We start from the raw sequence: 22,632 nt of genomic DNA on the forward strand, positions 1-22,632 counted from the left end.
AGGGGCTGATGCACCATGGAGACGCCGAATCAGGACTCCGGACGTACACCGGCGGAGCAGTCGGCCGCCAACGAACTGACGGCTGCGGAGCGGCAGGCCAATGTCCTCCGCGACAAGCTCAGGCACATTGACCGCCAGCTTGCGGCCGCCACGCAGAACAATACGAAACTGGTCAGCATGCTGGAAGCGGCCAAGGCCGAGATTCTGCGGCTGAAAAATGCCCTGGACCAGGAGGGCCAGCCCCCGTACAGCTTCGGCACCGTCCTGCAGCTCAACCCCAGGCGCCTGCCGTCAGCGGGCAACAGCGGCCAGGCTGCCACCGAGGAATCGGTGGACATTTTCAACGCCGGCCGGAAGATGCGGGTGGGCATCAGCCCGCTGGTCAACATCAGCCAGCTGGCGGTCGGCCAGGAGGTCCTCCTCAACGAGGCACTGCTGGTTGTTGCCGGCCTCGGCTATGAACGCGCCGGTGAACTCGCCACCCTCAAGGAAATGCTCGGAACGGACCGCGCACTGGTGGTGGGGCGGGCGGATGAGGAGCGTGTCATCAGGCTCTCCGGAGCCCTGCTCACCGAAAAGCTCAGGGTGGGGGACGCACTGTCCATCGACTCGCGCACCGGTTACGCCCTCGAAAAAGTGCCCCGCTCCGAAGTGGAGAACCTGGTCCTCGAAGAAGTCCCCGACATCACGTACGAGGACATCGGCGGCCTTGGTCCGCAGATCGAGCAGATCCGGGATGCAGTGGAACTGCCGTTCCTGCACCCGGACCTCTACCGCGAGCATGGGCTGAAAGCCCCGAAGGGCATTCTGCTGTACGGTCCGCCCGGGTGCGGCAAGACCCTGATTGCGAAGGCTGTTGCCAACTCCCTCGCCGCCCGCGCCGCGGAACGGTCCGGCAATGTCGACCTGAAGAGCTATTTCCTCAACATCAAGGGTCCGGAGCTTCTGGACAAGTACGTGGGCGAGACAGAGCGCCATATCCGCCTGATTTTCTCCCGAGCCCGCGAGAAGGCCTCTGACGGCAGCCCCGTAGTGGTTTTCTTTGACGAAATGGATTCGCTGTTCCGGACACGTGGAACCGGGATCTCCTCCGACGTCGAGACCACCATCGTCCCGCAGCTGCTGAGTGAGATCGACGGCGTGGAGCGGCTGGACAACGTCATTGTGATCGGTGCATCCAACCGCGAGGACATGATCGACCCCGCCATCCTCCGCCCCGGCCGCCTGGACGTGAAAGTCAAGATCCAGCGCCCCGACGCCGAGGCCGCGGCCGATATCTTCAACAAATACATCACCACGGACCTGCCGTTCCACGAGTCCGACCTCGCCGAACACAACGGCGACGTCCAGGCGACAGTCGACGCCATGGTCCAGCGGACGGTTGAAGCCATGTACTCCACGGAGAAGTCCAACGAGTACCTGGAAGTCACCTACGCCAACGGCGATACGGAAATGCTCTATTTCAAGGACTTCAATTCAGGCGCCGTAGTCCAGAACGTTGTGGACCGGGCCAAGAAGTACGCGATCAAGGATCTCCTGACACTGCACCAGAAGGGTCTTCGGATCGAGCACCTGCTGCGTGCCGTGGTGGATGAATTCCGTGAGCACGAGGACATGCCCAACACCACCAACCCGGACGACTGGGCCCGGATCTCAGGTAAGAAGGGCGAACGGATCACCTACATCCGCACCATCGTGCAGGGTAAGGCAGGCCAGGAGCCCGGCAAGTCCATCGAAACGATGCCGAACACAGGACAGTACCTGTGACGGCAGCCCCGGAACGCGCCGGCGGGGGAGGGCTCCCGGCCGGCGGGGCCATGCGCGTCATGGGGGCGGAAACGGAATACGGCATCCACGCCCCGTCCGCGCCCGGAGCAAACGCCACCATGATGTCCGCCCGCGTTGTCCAGGCTTATGCCCAGGTGACGCGGCAACGGGCTGCCGGCGGGGCAGAGACGCGGTGGGACTATACGGACGAGGAGCCCCTCCACGACGCCCGCGGCTGGACCTTGGAACGGGCCTCGGCCCACCCCAGCCAGCTGACAGACCAGCCGCCGGTACTCGACGCCGAAGCGGTGGCGCTTGCCTACGGCCGCGAGGAGTTGGAACTGGACGGTGAGGACGAGTCCGGCAGCCTCCTGATGAACATGGTCCTGGGCAACGGAGCGCGCCTGTACGTGGATCATGCCCACCCGGAGTACTCCAGTGCGGAGGTGACCAACCCCCGCGACGCCGTGATCTGGGATGCCGCCGGGGACCTCGTCGCGCTGGCGGCAGTCCGCCGCCTGGCCGCGGATCCCGAGCTGCCCCCGGTCAACCTGTACAAAAACAATACGGACAACAAGTCTGTCTCCTACGGCTCCCACGAGAACTACCTCATGCCACGCTCGGTACCCTTCGGGGACATCGTGCGGGGGCTGACGCCGTTCTTCGTCACGCGGCAGATCATCTGCGGCGCCGGGCGGGTGGGCCTGGGGCAGGACAGCTCCACGCCCGGGTACCAGATCAGCCAGCGCGCAGACTTCTTCGAGGCGGAGGTGGGCCTGGAAACCACCATCCGGCGTCCCATCATCAATACCCGGGATGAGCCGCACGCCACCGCCGACAAATACCGTCGCCTGCATGTGATCATCGGAGACGCCAACCTGAGCCAATCGTCGAACTACCTCAAGTTCGGCACCACCGCCATGGTCCTGAGCCTGATCGAGGCCGGGCTGGCGCCAAAAGTGGAGGTGCACGAACCCGTCGCAGCCCTCCAGGCAGTCAGCCACGATACGTCGCTGACAGCCAAACTCAGGCTGCTGGACGGGCGCCGCGTGACGGCCCTGGACCTGCAGTGGATCTACCACGAGGCGGCAGCAAAACTGGCCCAGGACACCGGCGTTGCCGATGCCATAGACGGGGACGGCCATACGCATGACGTGCTGGAGCGCTGGGCTGCCACGCTGACCCAGCTCGATTCCGACAGGAACGCGGCGGCCACCTCCGTGGAATGGCTGGCCAAGCTCTCCCTCCTCGAGGGTTACCGGAACCGCGACAACCTTGCCTGGGGTGACGCGAGGCTCGGCCTCGTGGACCTCCAGTGGGCAGACATCAGGCCGGAGAAGGGACTGTACTACCGGTTCCTGGCACGGAACCGCATGCAGCGGATCGTCGACGACGGAGCCATCGCCGCAGCGATGACCGAACCGCCGTCGGACACGCGTGCCTTCTTCCGCGGACGGTGCATCAGCAGCTTCGGCAAAGACGTGGTGGGGGCCAGCTGGGACTCGGTCATCTTCGACGTTCCGGGCTACGGCCGGCTTCAGCGCGTGCCAACCCGGGAACCCCTGCGCGGCACCAAGGCCCTCACAGGAGGGCTTTTTGCCCGCCACCGGACGGCAGGTCCGTTCCTCGCCGAACTTTTGGGTCATAACACCGCTCCGCCTGCGGCGTAAACCGCGCCGTCGGGCGGACAGCGTGGCAATATTGGCGTATCAGCAGATCCGTCCGGATCCGAGGATTTTTAGAGGAGAGTTCACCATGGCAGGCCAGGAGCAGCAGAAGCCACAATCACACGACAGCCAGGTCGAGGACGAGATCCCGGAGGCGCCTCCGGCAGCCCCGGAGGCCCAGGCATCGGCCGCCACCCAGGGCGTCGACGACCTCCTGGATGAAATCGACGGCGTCCTGGAGTCCAACGCCGAGGAGTTCGTCCGCGCCTTCGTCCAAAAGGGCGGCCAGTAACCCGGTCCGGATGGGTGGCGGAAGCCGCGTCCGGCCGGAATCTGTACCGACGTTGAAGGACCACGTACAAGGAGTGCATCAGTGCAGGAAACAACCGCCAACCAGGTAGCCGGCAACGCGACATCCTCATTCACCGAGCATCTGCAGCGCGACCGGCCGGACCTGCTTCCGTACAACCGTGCCATGCCTGCTGCAGCGGCGGCGACAGCTCCCCTGCAGGTGCCCCATGCCACCACGATCGTGGCGATGAGTTATGGCGGCGGCGTCCTGATGGCCGGTGACCGGCGGGCAACCATGGGCAACGTCATTGCCAGCCGGCACATCGAAAAGGTGTTCCCGGCCGACAGGTATTCGGTGCTGGGAATCGCCGGCACGGCCGGCATCGCGATTGACCTGACGCGGCTCTTCCAGGTGGAGCTGGAGCACTACGAAAAGATCGAGGGCACGCTGCTGAGCCTCGACGGCAAAGCCAACCGGCTGGGGGCCATGATCCGCGGGAACCTGCCGATGGCCATGCAGGGACTCGCCGTCGTGCCGCTGTTCGCCGGCTTCGACACAACTGCCGGCGTGGGCCGGCTCTTCTCCTACGACGTCACCGGCGGCAGGTACGAGGAACGCGAGCACCACACGGTCGGCTCCGGTTCCGTTTTTGCCCGCGGCGCGCTGAAGAAGCTCTGGCGGCCCAACCTGGCCGAGGCTGAGGCTGTCTCCGTGGCGGTCGAGTCCCTTTACGACGCGGCCGACGACGACTCCGCTACGGGTGGTCCGGATCCCGTCCGCCAGTTGTGGCCGGTGGTGTACACCGTGAACAGGGATGGCGCGCGGCGGATCCCCGAATCCGAGCTCGCCGCTGTGGCGGGCAGGATTATCGAAACCAGGTCCGCCGAACGGCGGGAGGCCTAAGATGACGCAGCAGTTCTATGTCTCGCCTGAACAACTGATGAAGGACCGTGCGGACTTCGCACGGAAGGGCATCGCCCGCGGCAGGTCCGTGGTTGTCATCAGCTGCCAGGACGGCATTGCCCTGGTCGCTGAGAACCCCTCACCCTCACTGCATAAAATCGGCGAGATCTACGACAAAATCGCGTTTGCCGCCGTCGGCAAGTACAACGAATTCGAAAGCCTGCGCCAGGCCGGGGTGCGGTACGCCGATGTCCGTGGTTACTCCTACGACCGTGAGGACGTCACCGCACGCGGGCTCGCGAGTGTCTACGCGCAAAGCCTCGGTGCCGTTTTCACCGCAGAACAGAAACCCTTCGAAGTGGAACTGGCTGTCGCCGAGGTTGGCCCGACGCCGGAACTGGACCACCTCTACCGGCTTACGTTCGACGGGTCCATCGCCGACGAGCACGGCTTCATCGTGATGGGCGGCCAGGCGGAGCGTGTCTCGGCGGTCATCGCCGAGGGCTGGCGGCCGTCGCTGCGTTTCGCAGGCGCTGTCCGCCTGGCTACCCGCAGCCTGGCCAGCGGCCCAGACCCGGCCGCTGAACAGGGCGAAGCGGGAGGAACCCTTCCCGCCAAGGCCGTGGAGGTGGCCGTGCTGGACAGACAGTCGGAGACCTCCCGGGGTTTCCGCAGAGCCTTCCGGCGGCTCAACGATTCTGATATCACGGCGCTGCTTGCTGAGGAGGACTGAGATGGACAAGAGAATCTTCGGTATCGAGACCGAGTTTGGAATCTCGTATTCGAGCCCCGATTCGAGGCCGTTGGCCCCGGAAGAAGTAGCCCGGTACCTATTCCGCAAGGTGGTCAGCTGGGGACGGTCATCCAACGTGTTCCTGACCAACGGCTCCCGGTTGTACCTCGACGTCGGCTCACACCCTGAGTACGCCACGGCCGAATGTGATGACCTGGCCCAGCTCATTGCGCACGACCGCGCGGGTGAGCTGATCCTCGACGACCTCGTTGACGAGGCGCAGGCAAGGCTGGCCGCGGAAGGATTCAACGGCACGGTCTATCTGTTCAAAAACAACACCGATTCGGCCGGCAACTCCTACGGCAGCCATGAAAACTACCTCATCCCGCGCCGCGGCGAATTCTCCCGGCTCGCGGAGATCCTGATTCCCTTCCTGGTGACCCGCCAGCTGATCGCCGGCGCAGGGAAAATCCTGAAGACTCCGCACGGGGCCACGTACGCGTTTTCCCAGCGGGCAGACCACATCTGGGAGGGCGTTTCCTCCGCCACCACCCGCTCACGGCCTATCATCAACACCCGCGATGAACCGCACGCCGACGCCGAATTCTTCCGCCGGCTCCATGTCATTGTGGGCGACTCCAACATGTCCGAAACCACAGCCCTGCTCAAGGTCGGCACCGTGGACCTCATCCTGCGCATGATTGAGGCGGGAGTGATCATGCGCGACATGAGGATGGAAAACCCCATCCGCAGCATCCGCGAGATTTCCCACGACCTCAGTGGAAGGGCGCTGGTCCGTCTGGCCAACGGCCGCCAGCTCACGGCCTTGGAGATCCAGCAGGAGTACCTCACCAAGGTCACGGCCTTTGTTCAGGAGCAAGGGGCCCACAATCCCCACGTACCGTTCATCCTTGATCTTTGGCAACGGACCCTGAACGCCATCGAGAGCGGTGACACCAGCACCATCGACACGGAAATCGACTGGGCCATCAAGAAAAAACTGATGGACAACTACCGGCAGCGGCACGGCCTGGGCCTGGACGCACCCAGGATTGCCCAGCTGGATCTTACGTACCATGACATTTCGCGGAGCCGCGGGCTGTACTACATCCTGCAGTCCCGGGGTGCGGTTCGGCGGGTTGTGGACGATACCGTGATCAAAGACGCCGTGGACGTGCCTCCGCAATCCACGCGGGCCAAGCTGAGGGGCGATTTCGTCCGGCGCGCCCAGGAACTGGGCAGGGATTACACGGTTGATTGGGTGCACCTGAAGCTGAACGACCGCGCGCACCAGACCATCCTGTGCAAGGATCCCTTCCGAAGCGTCGATGAGCGGGTGGATGCCCTGCTCGGCTCTATGGGCTGACGTTCAGGTTCACGGGCTATCCTTGATGGGGCCGTTCCTTGGCCTTGCAGCGGTGCCGGGCGCCTGACTCCGGTTCCGCGTCCACCCTGCCCCGACGAAAGTTCTCTTACGTGCGCCGACTCCTAGCAATCCTGATCCCCGGCCTGCTGCTGCTTACCGCTTGTGGCGGTTCGCCCGCAGCACCGGAACCCACCAGCCAGTCTGCCGGTGACACTGCCAAGTTCGACTCCCTGAAACTGACGGACAACGGGGACAAGAAGGCTCCCGGTGTCGAGTTCTCCAAGCCCCTCGAAGTCACCGAACCCACCATCAAGGTGGTCGCCGAAGGTGACGGTGACCGGGTCAAAGAGAACCAGATCGCAAACATCTCCATCCTCGCGCTCAGCGGTGCGGACGGATCCACGCTGGAGGACACTTTCCCCGGCGAGCCCGAACCACTGCAGCTGAACGAGGAACTGAAGACCGGAAGCCCGGTTATATACAGCGCGTTTGTTGGCTCCAAGGTCGGCTCGAGCCTTGCCCTGGCCATCCCGGGGCAGGCCGCAACCGCTGAAGGCGCCCCCGCACAGCCAACGCAGCTTCTCCTGATCAAGGTGCTCTCCACCAAGGACGCACCGCAGACCGTCGCTCCGCTCGCAAAGCCCGAAGGCGAGACTGTAACCCCGCCGGCCGGCCTGCCGACCGTGAAGGACAACGACCAGGGCGTGCCGGAGATCTCCGTTGACGGAATCGCCGCGCCCACAGCACTCGTGTCCCAGGACCTGATCAAGGGCACCGGCGCGGAGGTTAAGGAAACCGACACGTTGACCGTCAACTATGTTGGCGTGAACCTCGTGGGCGGCACTAAATTTGATTCAAGCTTTGACCGCGGCGAGCCGGCCAGCTTCCCGTTGACCGGCGTCATTCCGGGCTGGACCCAGGGACTGGCGGGAAAGACGGTGGGCTCCCGGGTCCTCCTGGTGGTCCCCAAGGACCTCGCGTACGGTGATGCCGGCCAGGGCGAAGCCAAGGGTGACCTTGTCTTCGTTGTGGACATCCTCGGCGTCAAGTAAACAGCAACACATCACCCACCCAAATAATCAAAGGAGCAACCATGTCATTTGGTCAGCGCGATTTCGACCGCCAGAAGCCGGAAATTGACTTCCCGCAAGGCGATGTCCCCACTGAACTGGTTATCACCGACCTCATCGAGGGTGACGGTGCCGAGGCCAAAAAGGGCGACACCGTCTCCACCCACTACGTCGGTGTGGCATGGTCCACCGGCGAAGAGTTCGACGCTTCCTGGGGCCGCGGCGCCCCGCTGGACTTCCGTGTGGGCGTGGGCCAGGTCATCCAGGGCTGGGACCAGGGCTTGCTGGGCATGAAGGTAGGCGGCCGCCGCCGCCTGGAGATTCCTTCCGAACTGGCGTACGGCTCCCGCGGGGCCGGCGGAGCCATTGGCCCCAACGAAGCGCTGATCTTCGTGGTGGACCTCGTGGGCGTCCGCTGACCGAAGCATCGTAACGCCGGAAGGCGCGGTAACAATCAGGGTTTTGTTTTCCTGTTGGTTGCCGCGCTTTCTGCTTTCCGCGGAGGAGTTTAGTAACGTAGCCAGCGTGTCCGTCTCCCGTACTGAACGCCTGCTGAACCTCCTGATAGCCCTGCTGAACACCAAATACGGCCTGCGCCGGGCAGAGTTGCGGGCGAAGGTCTACCATGACACGTCCGGCAACGACGTGGCCTTCGGCAGGATGTTTGAGCGGGACAAGAATGACCTCCGGCAGTTCGGCTTCGATGTGGAAACCGTAACGGACCTCGGCTGGAGCGAAGATGATCCGGCCACCACCCGCTACCGCATCGGCAAGGAATCGAACCGCCTGCCTGATGTCCAGCTCAGCCCGGGGGAGTGGACCGTCCTCCTCTTGGCGTCCCAGTTGTGGGAGCGTGCCGCCCTGGGAACCGCCGCTGCCAGCGCCCTCCGCAAGCTCCAGGCCTCCGGCACCGTGTCCGACGTCGAACTTCCGGTTGGTGTTCAGCCGCGGATCCGGCCGGCAGGCCAGGCCTTTGATGATGTGGTGGCTGCCATGCATGCCCAGCACCCCGTCAGCTTTCCCTACCTGGCCGGCACCACCGGCAAGGAAGAGCAACGGACGGTGGAGCCGTGGGGCCTCGGCAGCCGCTTCGGCCAGTGGTACCTGACCGGCTACGACCGCTCGCGCAAGGCACCACGCCACTTCCGGCTCTCCCGGTTCACGGGCCCCGTCACGGTGCTGGAGAAGGAAACCTACCCGGCGCCGCCGAACTTCAGTATCCGCGCAGAACTGGACCGGCTTCCGGAGCTCCCGCTCCGGACCGCCGTCGTGGACGTCCGGGCGGGCCGCCTCCTTGGCCTGCGCCGGCGCGCCACGCCGGTTGCCGCCGGGAGTGCGGAAACGCCGCCCGACGCCGGCTACGAACGGTTGCAGGTCAACTTCAGGGACGCTGAGGTGCTGGGCGAGGAGCTCGCATCCTATGGCCCGGACGCTGTGGCATATGCTCCCGACGAGCTGGTGGCAGCCGTGCGGCACCGGCTGCGCAACGCTGCCGCCTTCTGCGCCGCTCCCAGCCCTGCCTATCTGTTTGCGGACGCACCGCGGGGCCGCGCCGTCCGCAAACGCACGTCCGAGGACCAGCTCAAACGCATGCTGCAGCTGGTGCCGTTCCTGGTCCACAACCAGGGCCTGCACATCCAGGACGTCGCAGCCCGCTTCGGTGTCACACCCGCGGAACTGGAAAGCGACCTGCGGATCCTCATCTGCTCCGGCCTTCCCGAAGGATACCCTGACGACCTCCTGGACATCCATTGGGAGGAAGGCCACGTTTACATCACCCAGGACCTGGATCTCAAGAGGCCGGTCCGGTTCACTGTAGACGAGGCCTGCGCGCTGCTGACCGGGCTCGAGACGCTCAATGGGCTACCCGAGCTTGCCGAAGGAGGTGCCCTGGAGTCAGTGACCCTCAAGCTGATGGCAGCGGCCGGCGAAGAAGGGCTGCGGGCCGGTTCGCTTGCCGGTCCGGAGGTGGGACCCGCGGATTCGGCCGTCCTTGACGTTGTCCGTGGTGCAATCCAGGAGGGGTCGCAGCTGCGGCTCGTGTACTTCTCCGCCCAGCGCGACCAGGTCTCCGAACGGGACGTGGATCCGCTCCGCCTGTATTCCCTGGACAACACCTGGTATTTCGAGGCCTACTGCCATTCGGCCCAAGGGCTGCGGAACTTCAGGCTGGACCGGGTGCAGGAGGTCCACCCGAACGGAAATCCAGCCTCCACGCATGTCCGGGCCGGGGAAAGCTTTCCGGCGAAGCTGTTCACGCCCAACGACGACGACACCACGGTCCTCGTACAGCTCACCAGGCAGGGCGCCGGCTTGGCGGACGATTATTACGCCGAACGTGTGGCACCCCTTCCCGACGGCGGTCTCGTAGCCGAGATCCGGTTCGGCAGCTCGGCCTGGCTGCCTATGTTTGTGGCCCAACACGGCGGGGCCGCCAGGATCCTCGAACCTTCCGAGCTGGGGGCGGCAGCGCTGGACTGGATCGAGGCGGCCCTGGCTGGGTACGGCGGCTAGACTCGTCAGCATGCCTTGGTGGTCCTGGATCCTGATCTGGATTGCGCTTATTGCGCTCTCCCTGCTCTTTTATGTCCTCCTGGGCATCCGGCTGTACCGCCAGTTCATGGCGGTAATGAAGGACCTGGGCGCCGCCGGAGCTAAAGTGGCACACCTGGCACCGGCAGCGGCAATCGGCGATGACGGCTCCCAGCCGCCAGGGTCAGCTCCGCCCGGTGCGGCTGTTTTTGCCTCACCGGCCCAGATGCGTCATGATTACGACGCATCCAAGTCATCCCGCCGGGAGGACCGCCGCCAGAGGCGGATCCAGCGGAGGTGCGACCGGGGCCAGCCCCAGTCACTTCGCGATCTCAATCTCAGTTAGACGTAGGATGTTGTAAGAGGAAAGGATTTCCCGTGGGAAGACTCTTTGATGGCCCGTGGCCAATTGTCATTATCATCGTCGTTGCGCTGCTGCTTTTCGCCGCGCCCAAACTCCCTGCCATGGCCCGCAGCCTTGGCCAGTCCATGCGGATCATCAAGTCCGAGGTCAAGGAAATGAAGAACGACGGCAAAACCGACTCCACTGACACGGCTTCCGGCCCGGTGGAAGGCAAGATCGTTAACCACCCGCCGGCGAAGCCCGGTGAGCCGACCGACGGCACTGACGTTCCGCCGTCGACCCGCGCCTAACCCGAAGTGGCACTGACGCGGGGCCGTAAGTCCAACCCTGAGGGGCGGATGGCTCTTTGGGACCACCTCAAAGAGCTCAAGAACCGGCTGATCAAATCGGCAATTGCTGTGCTGGTTGCCGGCGTGGGCGGCTGGTTCCTTTACGACCCCGTCGTTTCGAGCCTGTCGGCTCCGCTGATTTCCATTGCCGAGGAAACCGGCCGGACGGCCGTGCTGAACTTTGCAACCATCGCCGATCCTTTTGCCTTCAAGATCCAGATTGCCATCCAGATAGGGCTGGTTATCTCCAGCCCTGTCTGGATCTATCAGGTGTGGGCTTTTATCACCCCGGGTCTGACCAAGAAGGAACGCGGCTACACGCTCGGCTTTATGGCGGCCGCTGTGCCCCTGTTCCTGGCCGGTGTGTTTGTAGCCTGGCTCGTGTTCCCCACCGTGGTCAGGGCGCTGCTGCAGTTCACACCCGCCACCGGTGCCAACAACATCTCGGCCACCGACTACCTGACGTTTGCCACGCAGATGTTGCTTATCCTCGGGATCTCTTTCCTGGTCCCCGTGATCCTGGTCGGCATCAACATGGCCGGTGTGGTCAGGGGCCGGACCATCCTCAAAGCCTGGCGGATTATCGTCTTCCTGGTCTTTGTCCTGGCTGCACTGGCCGCACCAGGCACGGACGCTTTGTCCATGTTCCTGCTTGCTGCGCCGCTGCTGATTCTGTTCTTCGCGGCGATCGGGCTGTGTATCTTCAACGACAAGCGCCGTGACAAGCGCGTCGCGAAACAGTCTGCTGAGACGGACGCGACAGCCGACATCGCGACGCCCGGCAACGAACTGAAGAACCTGTAGCGCGCGGCGCACTAGGCTTGAGGCATGTCCTCTATTTCCGGGCCACTCTCGCCCTCTGAAAGCTACCGGGCCAGCGCGGAACGCACGGCCGAAGCGGGCACCTACCTCGGCGGGTTTGTCCGCACCCTTGATTTTGAACTTGACGAATTCCAGCGCCTCGCCTGCCGGTCCCTCCAGGAGGGCAAGGGAGTGCTGGTGGCTGCCCCCACTGGTGCCGGTAAGACCATCGTGGGCGAATTTGCCATCTATCTCGCTTTGGAACGAAACCTCAAGGCCTTCTACACCACCCCGATCAAGGCTCTGAGCAACCAAAAATTCACGGAACTCTCCGAAAAGTACGGGGCGGAAAACGTCGGTCTGCTGACCGGCGACACCAGCATCAATGGCGACGCCCCCGTGGTGGTCATGACCACGGAAGTCCTCCGGAACATGCTCTACGCGGACTCGGACACCCTGGATGACCTCGGCTTTGTGGTCATGGACGAAGTCCACTACCTCGCGGACCGCTTCCGTGGTGCCGTCTGGGAGGAAGTCATCATCCACCTCCCCAGCGAAGTCCAGGTAGCTTCCCTCAGCGCCACAGTTTCCAACGCAGAAGAATTCGGTGCCTGGCTGGATACCGTGCGCGGCGACACCGACATCATTGTCTCCGAGCACCGCCCGGTTCCCCTGTGGCAGCACGTTATGGTGGGCCGGGACATCGTGGACCTGTTCGCCGGAGAAACCACCTTCGACGAAATCGCCCCGCCCGCGGATGCGGAGACGGGAGCTCCACTACCGGTCCAGGAGCGGCTCACCGCTGCCACCAAAGACGCGGACGGGCCGGGGTTCGAGGTCAATCCGGACCTGCTCAAGATGGCCCGCAGCGAAGGCCAGCAAAGTTTCGCCGGGCGCTTTGGCCACGGTGGACGAAGCCAGCGCCGGCAGCAACGGCAACGGACAGAAGACCGCCCCCGGCAGGGAGCCCAGCCCGGCGCCGTCCGGAAGGCCAGCCGGCCCCAAGTAATTGCCAGCCTGGACCGGCAGGACCTGCTGCCCGCCATCACGTTTATCTTCTCGCGGGCAGGCTGCGATGCCGCCGTTGCCCAATGTGTCTCGTCCGGACTCTGGCTGACCACGGAGAAGGAGCAACAGATCATTGCGCAGCGCGTTGATGAGGCCGGGCAGGACATCCCGTCCGAGGATCTGGACGTGCTCGGCTTCTGGACGTGGCGGGATGGCCTGCTGCGTGGTTTCGCAGCCCACCATGCCGGCATGCTTCCCACCTTCAAGGAAGTAGTGGAGAAGCTATTCGTCGAGGGCCTGGTCAAGGCTGTGTTCGCCACCGAAACGCTGGCCCTGGGCGTCAACATGCCGGCCCGCTCCGTGGTCCTGGAAAAGCTCGACAAGTTCAATGGCGAAGCCCACGTGGACATCACCGCGGGGGAGTACACGCAGCTGACCGGCCGCGCGGGACGCCGCGGCATCGACATCGAAGGCCATGCCGTTGTCCTGTGGCAGCCGGGCACGGACCCTGCTGCTGTTGCCGGCCTCGCCTCACGGCGTACGTATCCGCTGAACTCAAGCTTCCGGCCGACGTACAACATGAGCATCAACCTGTTGGCGCAGTTTGGTCGCGCCCGTGCGCGGGAAATCCTTGAATCCTCCTTCGCGCAGTTCCAGGCTGACCGGTCCGTTGTCGGACTTGCCAAGCAGGTGCGCGGCCGCGAAGAGTCCCTCGCGGGATACGCAAAATCCATGACCTGCCACCTCGGAGACTTCACCGAGTATGCACGGTTGCGCCGTGAACTGTCCGACGCCGAGGATGTCACCTCCCGCAGCAAGTCCCGGGCTCATAAGTCGCTGAATGAAGACTCCCTGGCGCGGCTGATGCCCGGCGACGTGGTGGACGTCCCGGGCGGGCGGGCGCCCGGACCGGCGATCGTGCTCAGCTCGGACCACAGCGGCAGGGAGCCCCGGCCTGCCATCCTGACGCTCGACAACCAGCTCAGGCGAATCGGCACCGAGGACCTTGAGGGCCCCATTGCGCCCCTGACACGGATCCGGATTCCGAAGTCGTTCAACGCAAAGGTCCCGAAATCCCGGCGTGACCTCGCATCGTCGGCCAGGAATGCACTGCGCGAGAACCGCCCGCCTGCCCCCGGCCGCAGCACCGATTTTGGCCTGGGGTCCGTTTTGCCCCATCAGGAGAAACGCATCTCCGAGCTTCGCCAGGCGCTCCGGGCCCACCCCTGCCACGGCTGCAGCGAGCGTGAAGACCACGCCCGTTGGTCTGAGCGTTGGTGGAAGCTGCGCCGGGAGACGGATGCCCTGGTCCGGCAGATCCAGGGCCGGACCAACACCATTGCGAAGACCTTCGATCGCGTCTGCGATGTCCTGTCCGCTTACGGCTACCTGGAAGCAGGAGCTGACGGGCGCCTGGCCATCAGCCCGGACGGCCAGCGGCTCCGCCGGATCTACGGCGAGAAGGACCTGCTGATTTCGCAAGCACTGCGGCTGGGCGCACTCAACGACCTGGACGCCGTCGAAGTAGCGGCCCTGGCCAGCGTCCTGGTCTACCAGGCCAAACGCGAGGACAGGGGCCTCCGCCCCCGGATGCCCAGCGTCTCGCTTGAATCGTCCGTGGATGTGGTGATCCGGGAATGGTCGGCCCTGGAGGACGTGGAAGAGGCGAACAAACTTCCGCTGACTGCCGAACCCGAACTCGGTCTTGTCTGGCCGATGTACAAATGGGCCAAGGGACGGCATCTCCAGGAAGTGCTCAACGGCACGGACCTGGCGGCGGGCGACTTCGTCCGCTGGGTCAAACAGGTCATCGACCTCCTGGACCAGCTCGCCAAGATTCCCGGCCTGGATCCGCGCGTCTCCAAGCTTTGCGCAGAAGCAATATCACTCATCCGCCGCGGCGTCGTGGCCTACTCTTCCGTACTCTGATGTCCCGGCTCTGATGCACCGGCAGCCTGCCTTCTTCCCCTAGCCCCAGGAGCTTCGCCCGCATGACCACTAAACGTTCCACCACGCCCGCGCCGCACGAGCGGAAGGTGGTCCTGTACCGCAACGGCTCGGTCTACACAGCAGCAGACCCCTTTGCCACCGCCATGCTCGTTGACGGCGACACCGTTGCCTGGGTCGGCTCCGAGCAGGCGGCATCCTCCATCGCCGACAGCTCCATGGAGATCATCGACCTCCATGGAGCCCTCGTAGCGCCGGGGTTTGTTGACTCCCACGTCCACCTCACGGAAACCGGTATCGCACTGGGTTCCCTCCAGCTGGGTGGGATCCGTTCCGCCCGGCAATTACTCGATGCCGTGGCCGCAGCCAAAGGCGACGGCCCCCTGCTGGGTCATGGCTGGGATGAATCCACGTGGGAGGACCCGGCCCTGCCGGCACCCGAGGAGCTTGAGCAGGCCGCCGGCGGCAGGCCCGTGTTCCTGGCCAGGGTGGATGCGCATTCGGCGTTGGTCTCTTCCTCCTTGGCTGCCGCCGCAGGGCTTGGCGGGCTGGACGGCTACAGCGCGGGTTCACAAGTGAAGCGGGCCGCCCATACAGCGGCCCGCCAGGAAGCACGGCGGCTCCCGGAGGCCAGCCTCCTGGCCTACCAGCGGCGCGCCCTGACCGAAGCGGCCGAAAACGGTTATGTGGCACTGGCGGAGATGGCCGCACCGCATATCGGCGGAGTTTCCGACCTTCGCCTTGCCGCCGCGTGGAACACGGCGGCCGGACAGGCCATGCCGGAAATCTTGCCGTACTGGGGCGAACTGGCCACCTCCGAGGAGCAGGCCCGGGCGCTGCTGGACGAACTGGGCGTATCTGTGCGCGGCCTGGCAGGCGACCTGAACATTGACGGTTCCCTCGGCTCCAGGACAGCGGCACTGAGGGCCGGCTACAGCGACGCGGCGGGGGAGCGGGGCAGCCTCTACATCTCGGCAGAGCAGGCCGGCGCCCACCTGGCGGCCTGCTCGCTGCTGGGCATCCAGGGCGGCTTCCACGTCATCGGCGACGCGGGACTTGATGCGGCGCTGGAGGCACTGGAACTCGCGGCCGCCGAAGTGGGCGAGCAACGGATCCGTGCCGCCGGCCACCGCTTCGAACATGTGGAAGTCGCAGACCCCAAATCAGTGCAACAGCTGGCCCGCTACTCCGTCACCGTCAGCGCCCAGCCACGCTTCGACGCTGACTGGGGGAACGAAGGCGGCATGTATGAGCAGCGCCTGGGGAGCCGGAGCCGCTCCATGAACCCGTTTGCCTCGTTCTATGCTGCCGGTGTTCCTATCTGCTTCGGCAGCGACAGCCCGGTGACGCCACTGCGCCCGTGGTCCAGCGTGCGTGCCTGCCTGGAACACCACAACCACGCTGAAAGGATCTCGGCCCGCGCAGCGTTCCTCGGCCACACCCGCGCGGGTTGGCGGGCAGCAAAGCACCACAACCCGATGGCCGGGCAGCTGGTTCCCGGCGCACCAGCCAGTTTCGCTGTTTGGGATGCTGAGGAGCTCATGGTCCAGGTGGCGGACGGCCGCGTCCAGTCCTGGAGCACGGATCCGCGTGCCCGCACGCCCCTTCTCCCGGCACTTGATACCGGGGTGGACCCGGTGTGCCTGCAGACCGTGAAGGACGGCGTGGAGCTGCATTCGAGTCCGGCACTGCGCTCCTGACCTGACATGCCGGCCAGCGCCCCCATAAAGCGCCCTATAATAGGTAGTTGCGCCTGACCGCCAGCTACCCCGCTACAGTTCAGCCGCTCCGACCGCTCCCGTCCAGGAAGGCCCTTTGTGCGCGTCCTCACCATCATTCCTACTTACAACGAGCTGGAATCGCTGCCCAAGACTCTTCAACGCCTCCGCTCAGCCGTACCGGCCTCGGACGTACTCGTGGTGGACGACAACAGCCCGGACGGCACCGGGCAGCTTGCGGACGGCTTTGCCGCCGAGGATACACAGGTTCACGTCCTGCACCGCAAAGGCAAGGCAGGCCTGGGCGCCGCCTACATTGCCGGGTTCAAATGGGGACTCGAGGCAGGCTACGACGTCCTGGTGGAAATGGATGCGGACGGCTCACACCAGCCCGAACAGCTTCCCCAGCTGCTGGAAGCCGTTGAACAGGGCGCAGACCTTGCCATGGGATCCCGCTGGGTTCCTGGTGGCAGCGTGGTCAACTGGCCGCTGTACCGGCAGGCGATTTCACGCACTGGCAGCACGTACGCCCGGCTGATGCTGGGCCTGAAGATCAAGGACGTCACCGGCGGCTACCGCGCATTCCGGCGGACCACGCTGGAAAAACTGAACCTCGACCTTGTCGATTCAGTGGGCTACGGCTTCCAGGTTGACTTGGCGTGGCGTGTAGCCAAGCTGGGCCTCAGGATCGAAGAACGCCCCATTACTTTCGTGGAGCGCGAGCTCGGAGCGTCAAAGATGAGCGGCAACATTGTTGTTGAGGCCATGGTCAACGTCACCAGGTGGGGCCTGCAGGCACGCTGGAACAAGCTCACAGGCAAGAAGGATCCGGCACAGGGCTGACCTGCAACGCCGTTGGGACGAAAGAAAGGGCCGGGCCGGCAACGTGATCACGTTGCCGGCCCGGCCCTTTCTTAATCATTCAGTTCGCGTCAATCGATGACGCTATGACCTCGGTGGGAGGCCGTGACCGCCGCTGGGGTCAGGCGCTGCGCCGTTCGCCACGGCGTTCGCGCAGGATGGTCAGCCGGTCCTCGAGGATCTGCTCCAGCTCCGGAAGGGAACGGCGCTCCAGAAGCATGTCCCAGTGGGTACGGACAGCCTTTTCGTTGCTGGTGTCCGGACGTTCGCCGTCAACGAGGAGCGCTTCCTTGCCGGTCTTGGAAACCCACACAGGAGGAATTTCAGCCTCTGAAGAGAACGTCACGAAGACCTGCTCGCCGTCCTCGCACCGGTATTCGACGCGCTGGCGCGGAGCCGGCTCAACGCCGGACTCGGTCTCCATGCTCTGCGCGCCAAGGCGCATACCCCGCAGGCTGCGATCGCTCATGTTTTCTCCCTCTGGTCGGTTCGCGGAGCAGGACTCCACGCAAGCCGGAACGGCATAACCGCCCCGGACTACTGTGTGCACTGTGCTGCATCATAAGATTCAACGCATTGCGAAGCTTTCTTGTTCCAGCGGATCTGGTCCGACCGGACAAATACTCAATTATACCGGCGTGGGGCCCAGCCGCAAAACGGAAGGGGACCCGCGACCAAGCGCGAATCCCCTCCCGCCCCGTGTGAGGCAAATCCGTGTCAGGACCCAGGCTGTTTAGCGGGTTCCTCGTCGAACAGCCCGCCGCCGCCCGCGGTCGGATCAGGATTGGTACCGCCGAGCGCCTGGCCGATTCCCTTGAGTGCCTCGCCAATTTCGCTGGGAATGATCCACAGCTTGTTTGATGATCCCTCTGCGATTTTCGGAAGCGTCTGAAGGTACTGGTAGGCCAGGAGCTTCTGGTCGGGGTTGCCCTTGTGGATGGCGTCAAAGACCTTCTGGATGGCCTGCGCCTCACCGTCTGCGCGGAGGATGGCCGCCTTGGCGTCGCCCTCAGCCGCAAGGATCGACGCTTGCCGCTGGCCCTCGGCCGTGAGGATGGCGGACTGCTTGGTGCCTTCGGCCGTGAGGATCGCAGCGCGGCGGTCTCGCTCGGCCCGCATCTGCTTCTCCATCGAATCCTGGATCGAGTGGGGCGGGTCAATGGCCTTGAGCTCCACGCGCGAGACCCGGATGCCCCAGCGGCCGGTTGCCTCGTCCAAGACACCGCGCAGCTGGCCGTTGATCTGGTCGCGGGATGTGAGCGCCTCTTCCAGGTTCAGGCCACCCACAACGTTACGCAGGGTGGTAGTGGTGAGCTGCTCCACAGCCTGGATGTAATTGGCAATCTCATAGGTGGCTGCGCGCGGATCAGTGACCTGGAAGTACACCACAGTGTCGATGGACACCACCAGGTTGTCTTCGGTGATGACCGGCTGCGGTGGAAAGGACACCACCTGCTCCCTCAGGTCCAGGAGCGGCAGGAGCCGGTCCACAAACGGGATCAGGATGGTGAGTCCCGGGTTAAGGGTCCGCTGGTACTTGCCGAGCCGTTCAACGACGCCGGCCCTCGCCTGCGGGATAATCCGCACCGAGCGGACCAAGACAATGATCACGAACACGATCAGGACCACCAGCACAATGGCCAGGGCGGCTCCTCCTGCGTTATCCATACGACTCCTATTCCCCAATTGTTAGGCTGTACTTAGGTCTGAGTGGCCTGCTCCGGCTGGGCGGAAACAACAGCCGTGGCCCCGTCGATGGCGGAGACCACTGCCTTCTGGCCGGCAGGCAGGACGCCGCCGGAGGACCGGGCGCTCCAGACATCGCCCCCGATCTTGACGAGGCCACCGGTGGAGCTGACTGCTTCCATCACCAGGGCCTGCTCGCCAATGAGCCGGTCTATGTTGGTGCGCTGGTCGGCGGGTCCTTTTTTGAGGTGGCTTAGTGCCACCGGGCGGACAAAGGCGATCATCAGCAGTGAGACGACGCAGAACACGACAATTTGCAGCCACAGGTCAGCGCCGGCAAAATCTGCGACGAGCGCGGCAAGTGTTCCGCCGCCGAGCATGATGAAGAACAGGTCAAGGGTGATCATTTCGATCACTGCGAACGCGAGGAAGGCGGTGAGCCACAGGGCCCACCAGTTTTCGCCGAGCCATTCAAACATTCCGTCCCCCTTGACCATTCGGTAGCTGTCTATTTATCCTAGTCCGCCGGAAAGCAGGACGGCAGGTTGCGTGAAGGGCAGGGTTGAACGTGGCCAAGTCGTTACGGTGCGGACCGTGCCGGACGGAAGACCGTGATCCGGAATCGTGCCTCCACCTGGGTCGACACCCCGCCACTCCCGATTTTGGCCGTAATGGCCGTGCGGTCCAGGTGGTGCCCGGCCGGACCCATGAAGGCCAGGTCAGCCACCTCGCTGGGCGTTAGCATCATCAGGATATCCAGGTCCCGGGCGGACTCGGCGGCGAAGTGCGGCGAGAGGGATTCTGCCAGCCGCGCGTCCTTGTCGTCCTCAATGGACAGCATCCCTGCCTGGGCGGCAACGGCGGCCAGGTGTCCGGCGCGCGGCGTCACCACCACCAGCCTTCCGCCGGGGCGGAGGACCCGGGCGAATTCGGCGGCGTTGCGTGGAGCGAAGATCACCGTGATGGCGTCGACGGCGGCGTCGGCCACCGGGAGCGGCTGCCACACATCGCAGGCCAGGCTGATGGCCTCGGGGTTGAGGCGCGCGGCGCGGCGGAGCGCGAACTTGGAGATGTCGAGCGCGACGGCGGCGTAACTGGCCGTGCGCCGCTGCACCTCATCCAGCACCACCCTGAGATAGTGGCCGGTCCCCGTACCCGAATCGAGGACTGTGAATGGTTCGCCCGGGGTTATCCCGGGCACGACAGCGGCCGCGACGGCGTCTGCCAGGGGGCGGTAATGCCCGCGGTCGAGGAAAGCGAACCGGGCCGCCACCATCTCTGCGGTGTCGGCTTCAAAGACTGTCCCCTTGCCCACCAGCAGGTTGAAATAGCCCTGCTTCGCCGCGTCGAAGCCGTGCCCGGATCCGCAGACCAAGGCCTTGCGGGCCGCGTCACCCGGCCCGACCTGGACATTCAGTGCTGCGCCGCACACGGGGCAGCGCAGCGGAGGGCGAGGGCTTGATGGCATACGGACCATCTTAGGGCGGGGAGCGGGCCGGCGCGGAGCCCGCGCGAGTGGTCCGGCCGCATGTTCGCGTGGGGGAAAGCCGCACGTTAGGCTCACGTGGGTGAAGCCAGAACACCTCCCGCTGCTCAATTCCGTCGCCGCGCCGGCCGTTCACCCGGACGGCAGCCGTGCTGTTGTGTCGGTGACCAGGCCGGATTTCACTGCTGATTCCTACGTGGGCCAGCTGTGGAACATCCCGTTGAACCAGGAGCAGCTGCCGCGGCGAATAACCAGGGGCTTCCGGGACACCGGCCCTGCGTTCTCTCCTGATGGACTGGTCCTCGCCTTCCTGCGGACAGGCGGACCATCATCGAAAGCGCAGCTCGTCGTGGTGGAGGCCGGCGGCGGTGAACCCCAGGTCATTACCGACAGGCTGCTCGGAGTGGAATCCTTCGCCTGGTCTCCTGATTCGCACCGGATAGTCTTCAGCTCCCGCGAGCCCGAGGCCGGACGGTACGGCAGCAGCGAAGCCATCACCGCGGAGGCGGAGGCCCCACGGCTGATCTCCTCCTACCAGTACAGGCTGAACAGCGTTGGCTACACGCGCGACAAGCCGCAGCAGCTGTTCATCGTGGACGTCCCGCAACTCGGCGGCGAACCGCTGGCACCGCCTGCGGCTCCGTCGCTGCCGGAAGCCCGGCAGCTGACATCGCTCGCCACGGACGCCAGCTCCGGAGTTTTCAGTGCAGACGGATCAGCCGTCTACTTCGTGGCAGCACCGCCGGAGAACGACGACGACTTGGCCACCTTGATCTACAGGGTGCCGGCCACCGGAGGCGACCCCCTCCCGGTGGATAAGGGAGTAGCCGCACCTCAAACCGTTTCGGAGGTCCGGCAGTCCCGGGACGGCAAATGGCTGTTCTACATTGCCCGGGACCTCGGCGGTTCGGGCCGCGACTTCGTGGCACGTAACGCCGTGCTGTACTGCGTAACGGCCGACGGCGGAGTGCCGGTTGCGCTGACCGATCCTGAGTTGATGGACGTTGCGGCGCCGGGTGCCCGGATTGAGCTCCGCGGCCCGGACCACGCCGTGGTCCTGAACAACGCGCAAGGCTCGGTTGAACTCCTCGAGCTGGGGGCGACGGGCGGGCATGCCCTGCTGGTGCACGGCGACAAGGTGGTTACGGGCGCTGCCTGGGCGGGTGGTTCGCTGCTCGTAGTATTCGGCGATCCGTCCACCCAGGGGGACGTCGGAGTGCTCGACGACGGGCAGCTGCGGCTGCTGACAGACTTTTCGGCCGTTCTGCGGACACAGACGGACATTGTGGTTCCACAGGAGCTGACGTTTGAGGCGCCCGATGGCTATCCCGTCCAAGGCTGGCTCGTCAGGCCTGCGGGCAAGGGTCCGCACCCGGTCCTGTTGAACATCCATGGCGGGCCGTTTGCCCAGTTCACCGTTGCCCTGTTCGACGAAGCCCAGGTGTACGCGGCTGCGGGCTATGCCGTGCTGATGTGCAATCCGCGCGGCTCTGCCGGCTACGGCCGGGAACACGGGCTGGCCATCAAGGGCCGCTTTGGCACCGACGACATGGAGGATGTCCTCGCGTTCCTGGACGGGGCGCTGGCCAAATTTCCGGCGCTGGACGCGGGCAGGCTGGGCATCATGGGCGGCTCGTACGGCGGATACTTGACCGCCTGGACCATCGCGCACCACCACAGGTTCCAGGGTGCCATTGTGGAGCGTGGATTCCTGGACCCGGTCAGTTTCGAGGGCTCGGCCGACATTGGCTGGTACTTCGGCAACGAATATCTCGGCAGCTCAACGGTGGAAGTCGCCGCACAAAGCCCGTTCGAACACGTGGGCAACGTGCAGACCCCGACGCTGGTCATCCACAGCGAAAACGATCTCAGGTGTCCGCTGGAGCAGGGCCAGCGGTATTTCACGGCCCTGAAGCGGCGGGGTGTGGAAGCCCAGCTGCTGGTGTTCCCGGGCGAGGACCATGAACTTTCCCGATCAGGCAGGCCGCAGCACCGGCGTCAGAGATTCGAGCACATCCTGCGCTGGTGGGCCCGGTTCCTCCCGACCGACGCAAATCCGGCAGACGCATCGTCGGAGTGACGCGGAGGCGTGCTGGCGTGCA

20 protein-coding genes are annotated in these 22,632 nt (G+C 64.8%); 16 read left to right on the plus strand and 4 right to left on the minus strand.

Features of this window, described 5'->3' with window-relative positions; all coding sequences use genetic code 11:
* Nucleotides 1-15 precede the first annotated feature (15 nt).
* The 15 genes from arc to ASG77_RS01080 all read left to right on the plus strand — a co-directional run bounded on the left by arc (nucleotide 16) and on the right by ASG77_RS01080 (nucleotide 17,340).
* Nucleotides 16-1,767: a proteasome ATPase gene (arc, locus tag ASG77_RS01010; RefSeq protein ID WP_056339978.1), complete on the plus strand. Its 1,752-nt coding sequence runs from the start codon at nucleotides 16-18 to the stop codon at nucleotides 1,765-1,767.
* Nucleotides 1,764-3,437 (plus strand): depupylase/deamidase Dop, encoded by a 1,674-nt coding sequence (dop, locus tag ASG77_RS01015; protein WP_056339981.1) that lies wholly within the window; start codon nucleotides 1,764-1,766, stop codon nucleotides 3,435-3,437. Before arc ends, dop begins: the two co-directional genes overlap by 4 nt.
* An 85-nt stretch (nucleotides 3,438-3,522) precedes the next feature.
* Nucleotides 3,523-3,726: a ubiquitin-like protein Pup gene (locus ASG77_RS01020; protein WP_056339984.1), complete on the plus strand. Its 204-nt coding sequence runs from the start codon at nucleotides 3,523-3,525 to the stop codon at nucleotides 3,724-3,726.
* An 81-nt stretch (nucleotides 3,727-3,807) separates the two neighbouring features.
* Nucleotides 3,808-4,629, plus strand: coding sequence for a proteasome subunit beta (gene prcB, locus ASG77_RS01025; RefSeq protein WP_056339988.1), 822 nt, complete (start codon nucleotides 3,808-3,810; stop codon nucleotides 4,627-4,629).
* A 1-nt stretch (nucleotide 4,630) separates the two neighbouring features.
* Nucleotides 4,631-5,362 carry a proteasome subunit alpha gene (gene prcA, locus ASG77_RS01030; protein ID WP_056339991.1) on the plus strand — a complete coding sequence of 244 codons (732 nt, stop codon included), beginning with the start codon at nucleotides 4,631-4,633 and terminating at the stop codon, nucleotides 5,360-5,362.
* Between the two features lies 1 nt (nucleotide 5,363).
* Nucleotides 5,364-6,728, plus strand: coding sequence for a Pup--protein ligase (pafA, locus tag ASG77_RS01035; RefSeq protein WP_056339994.1), 1,365 nt, complete (start codon nucleotides 5,364-5,366; stop codon nucleotides 6,726-6,728).
* Nucleotides 6,729-6,838: 110 nt separating this feature from the next.
* Nucleotides 6,839-7,780: an FKBP-type peptidyl-prolyl cis-trans isomerase gene (locus ASG77_RS01040; RefSeq protein WP_056339999.1), complete on the plus strand. Its 942-nt coding sequence runs from the start codon at nucleotides 6,839-6,841 to the stop codon at nucleotides 7,778-7,780.
* Nucleotides 7,781-7,821: 41 nt separating this feature from the next.
* Nucleotides 7,822-8,217 carry an FKBP-type peptidyl-prolyl cis-trans isomerase gene (locus ASG77_RS01045; protein WP_056340002.1) on the plus strand — a complete coding sequence of 132 codons (396 nt, stop codon included), beginning with the start codon at nucleotides 7,822-7,824 and terminating at the stop codon, nucleotides 8,215-8,217.
* 106 nt (nucleotides 8,218-8,323) lie between these two features.
* Nucleotides 8,324-10,312, plus strand: a complete 1,989-nt coding sequence (locus ASG77_RS01050; protein WP_056340004.1) for a helix-turn-helix transcriptional regulator — start codon at nucleotides 8,324-8,326, stop codon at nucleotides 10,310-10,312.
* Between the two features lie 10 nt (nucleotides 10,313-10,322).
* The gene (locus tag ASG77_RS01055; RefSeq protein WP_056340006.1) at nucleotides 10,323-10,676 is read left to right on the plus strand and encodes a hypothetical protein; all 354 of its coding nucleotides are present in this window, start codon (nucleotides 10,323-10,325) and stop codon (nucleotides 10,674-10,676) included.
* A 32-nt stretch (nucleotides 10,677-10,708) separates the two neighbouring features.
* Nucleotides 10,709-10,984 carry a Sec-independent protein translocase subunit TatA gene (tatA, locus tag ASG77_RS01060; protein ID WP_056340008.1) on the plus strand — a complete coding sequence of 92 codons (276 nt, stop codon included), beginning with the start codon at nucleotides 10,709-10,711 and terminating at the stop codon, nucleotides 10,982-10,984.
* 48 nt (nucleotides 10,985-11,032) lie between these two features.
* Nucleotides 11,033-11,827, plus strand: coding sequence for a twin-arginine translocase subunit TatC (tatC, locus tag ASG77_RS01065; RefSeq protein ID WP_056340011.1), 795 nt, complete (start codon nucleotides 11,033-11,035; stop codon nucleotides 11,825-11,827).
* 24 nt (nucleotides 11,828-11,851) lie between these two features.
* Entirely contained in the window at nucleotides 11,852-14,761 is a 2,910-nt protein-coding gene (locus tag ASG77_RS01070; RefSeq protein ID WP_056340014.1) for a DEAD/DEAH box helicase, read from the plus strand.
* 62 nt (nucleotides 14,762-14,823) lie between these two features.
* Nucleotides 14,824-16,479, plus strand: coding sequence for an amidohydrolase (locus ASG77_RS01075; RefSeq protein ID WP_056340018.1), 1,656 nt, complete (start codon nucleotides 14,824-14,826; stop codon nucleotides 16,477-16,479).
* A gap of 117 nt (nucleotides 16,480-16,596) precedes the next feature.
* The gene (locus tag ASG77_RS01080) at nucleotides 16,597-17,340 is read left to right on the plus strand and encodes a polyprenol monophosphomannose synthase (RefSeq protein ID WP_056340021.1); all 744 of its coding nucleotides are present in this window, start codon (nucleotides 16,597-16,599) and stop codon (nucleotides 17,338-17,340) included.
* Between the two features lie 139 nt (nucleotides 17,341-17,479).
* Here the strand turns inward: ASG77_RS01080 and ASG77_RS01085 are convergent, their stop codons facing one another.
* The 4 genes from ASG77_RS01085 to ASG77_RS01100 form a co-directional block, all read right to left on the minus strand.
* Nucleotides 17,480-17,827 carry an RNA polymerase-binding protein RbpA gene (locus tag ASG77_RS01085; RefSeq protein ID WP_003802221.1) on the minus strand — a complete coding sequence of 116 codons (348 nt, stop codon included), beginning with the start codon at nucleotides 17,825-17,827 and terminating at the stop codon, nucleotides 17,480-17,482.
* Between the two features lie 248 nt (nucleotides 17,828-18,075).
* On the minus strand, nucleotides 18,076-19,026 hold the full coding sequence (locus tag ASG77_RS01090; RefSeq protein ID WP_056340024.1) for an SPFH domain-containing protein: 951 nt from the start codon (nucleotides 19,024-19,026) through the stop codon (nucleotides 18,076-18,078).
* A 32-nt stretch (nucleotides 19,027-19,058) separates the two neighbouring features.
* Nucleotides 19,059-19,523: an NfeD family protein gene (locus ASG77_RS01095; protein ID WP_056341487.1), complete on the minus strand. Its 465-nt coding sequence runs from the start codon at nucleotides 19,521-19,523 to the stop codon at nucleotides 19,059-19,061.
* Nucleotides 19,524-19,624: 101 nt separating this feature from the next.
* Nucleotides 19,625-20,512 (minus strand): methyltransferase domain-containing protein, encoded by an 888-nt coding sequence (locus ASG77_RS01100; protein WP_056340027.1) that lies wholly within the window; start codon nucleotides 20,510-20,512, stop codon nucleotides 19,625-19,627.
* A 100-nt stretch (nucleotides 20,513-20,612) separates the two neighbouring features.
* Between ASG77_RS01100 and ASG77_RS01105 the strand changes: the two genes are divergently transcribed.
* Nucleotides 20,613-22,610, plus strand: coding sequence for a S9 family peptidase (locus tag ASG77_RS01105; protein WP_056340030.1), 1,998 nt, complete (start codon nucleotides 20,613-20,615; stop codon nucleotides 22,608-22,610).
* Nucleotides 22,611-22,632: the final 22 nt, after the last annotated feature.

The organism is Arthrobacter sp. Soil762 (assembly GCF_001428335.1).
In the GTDB taxonomy this organism is placed as follows: domain Bacteria; phylum Actinomycetota; class Actinomycetes; order Actinomycetales; family Micrococcaceae; genus Arthrobacter.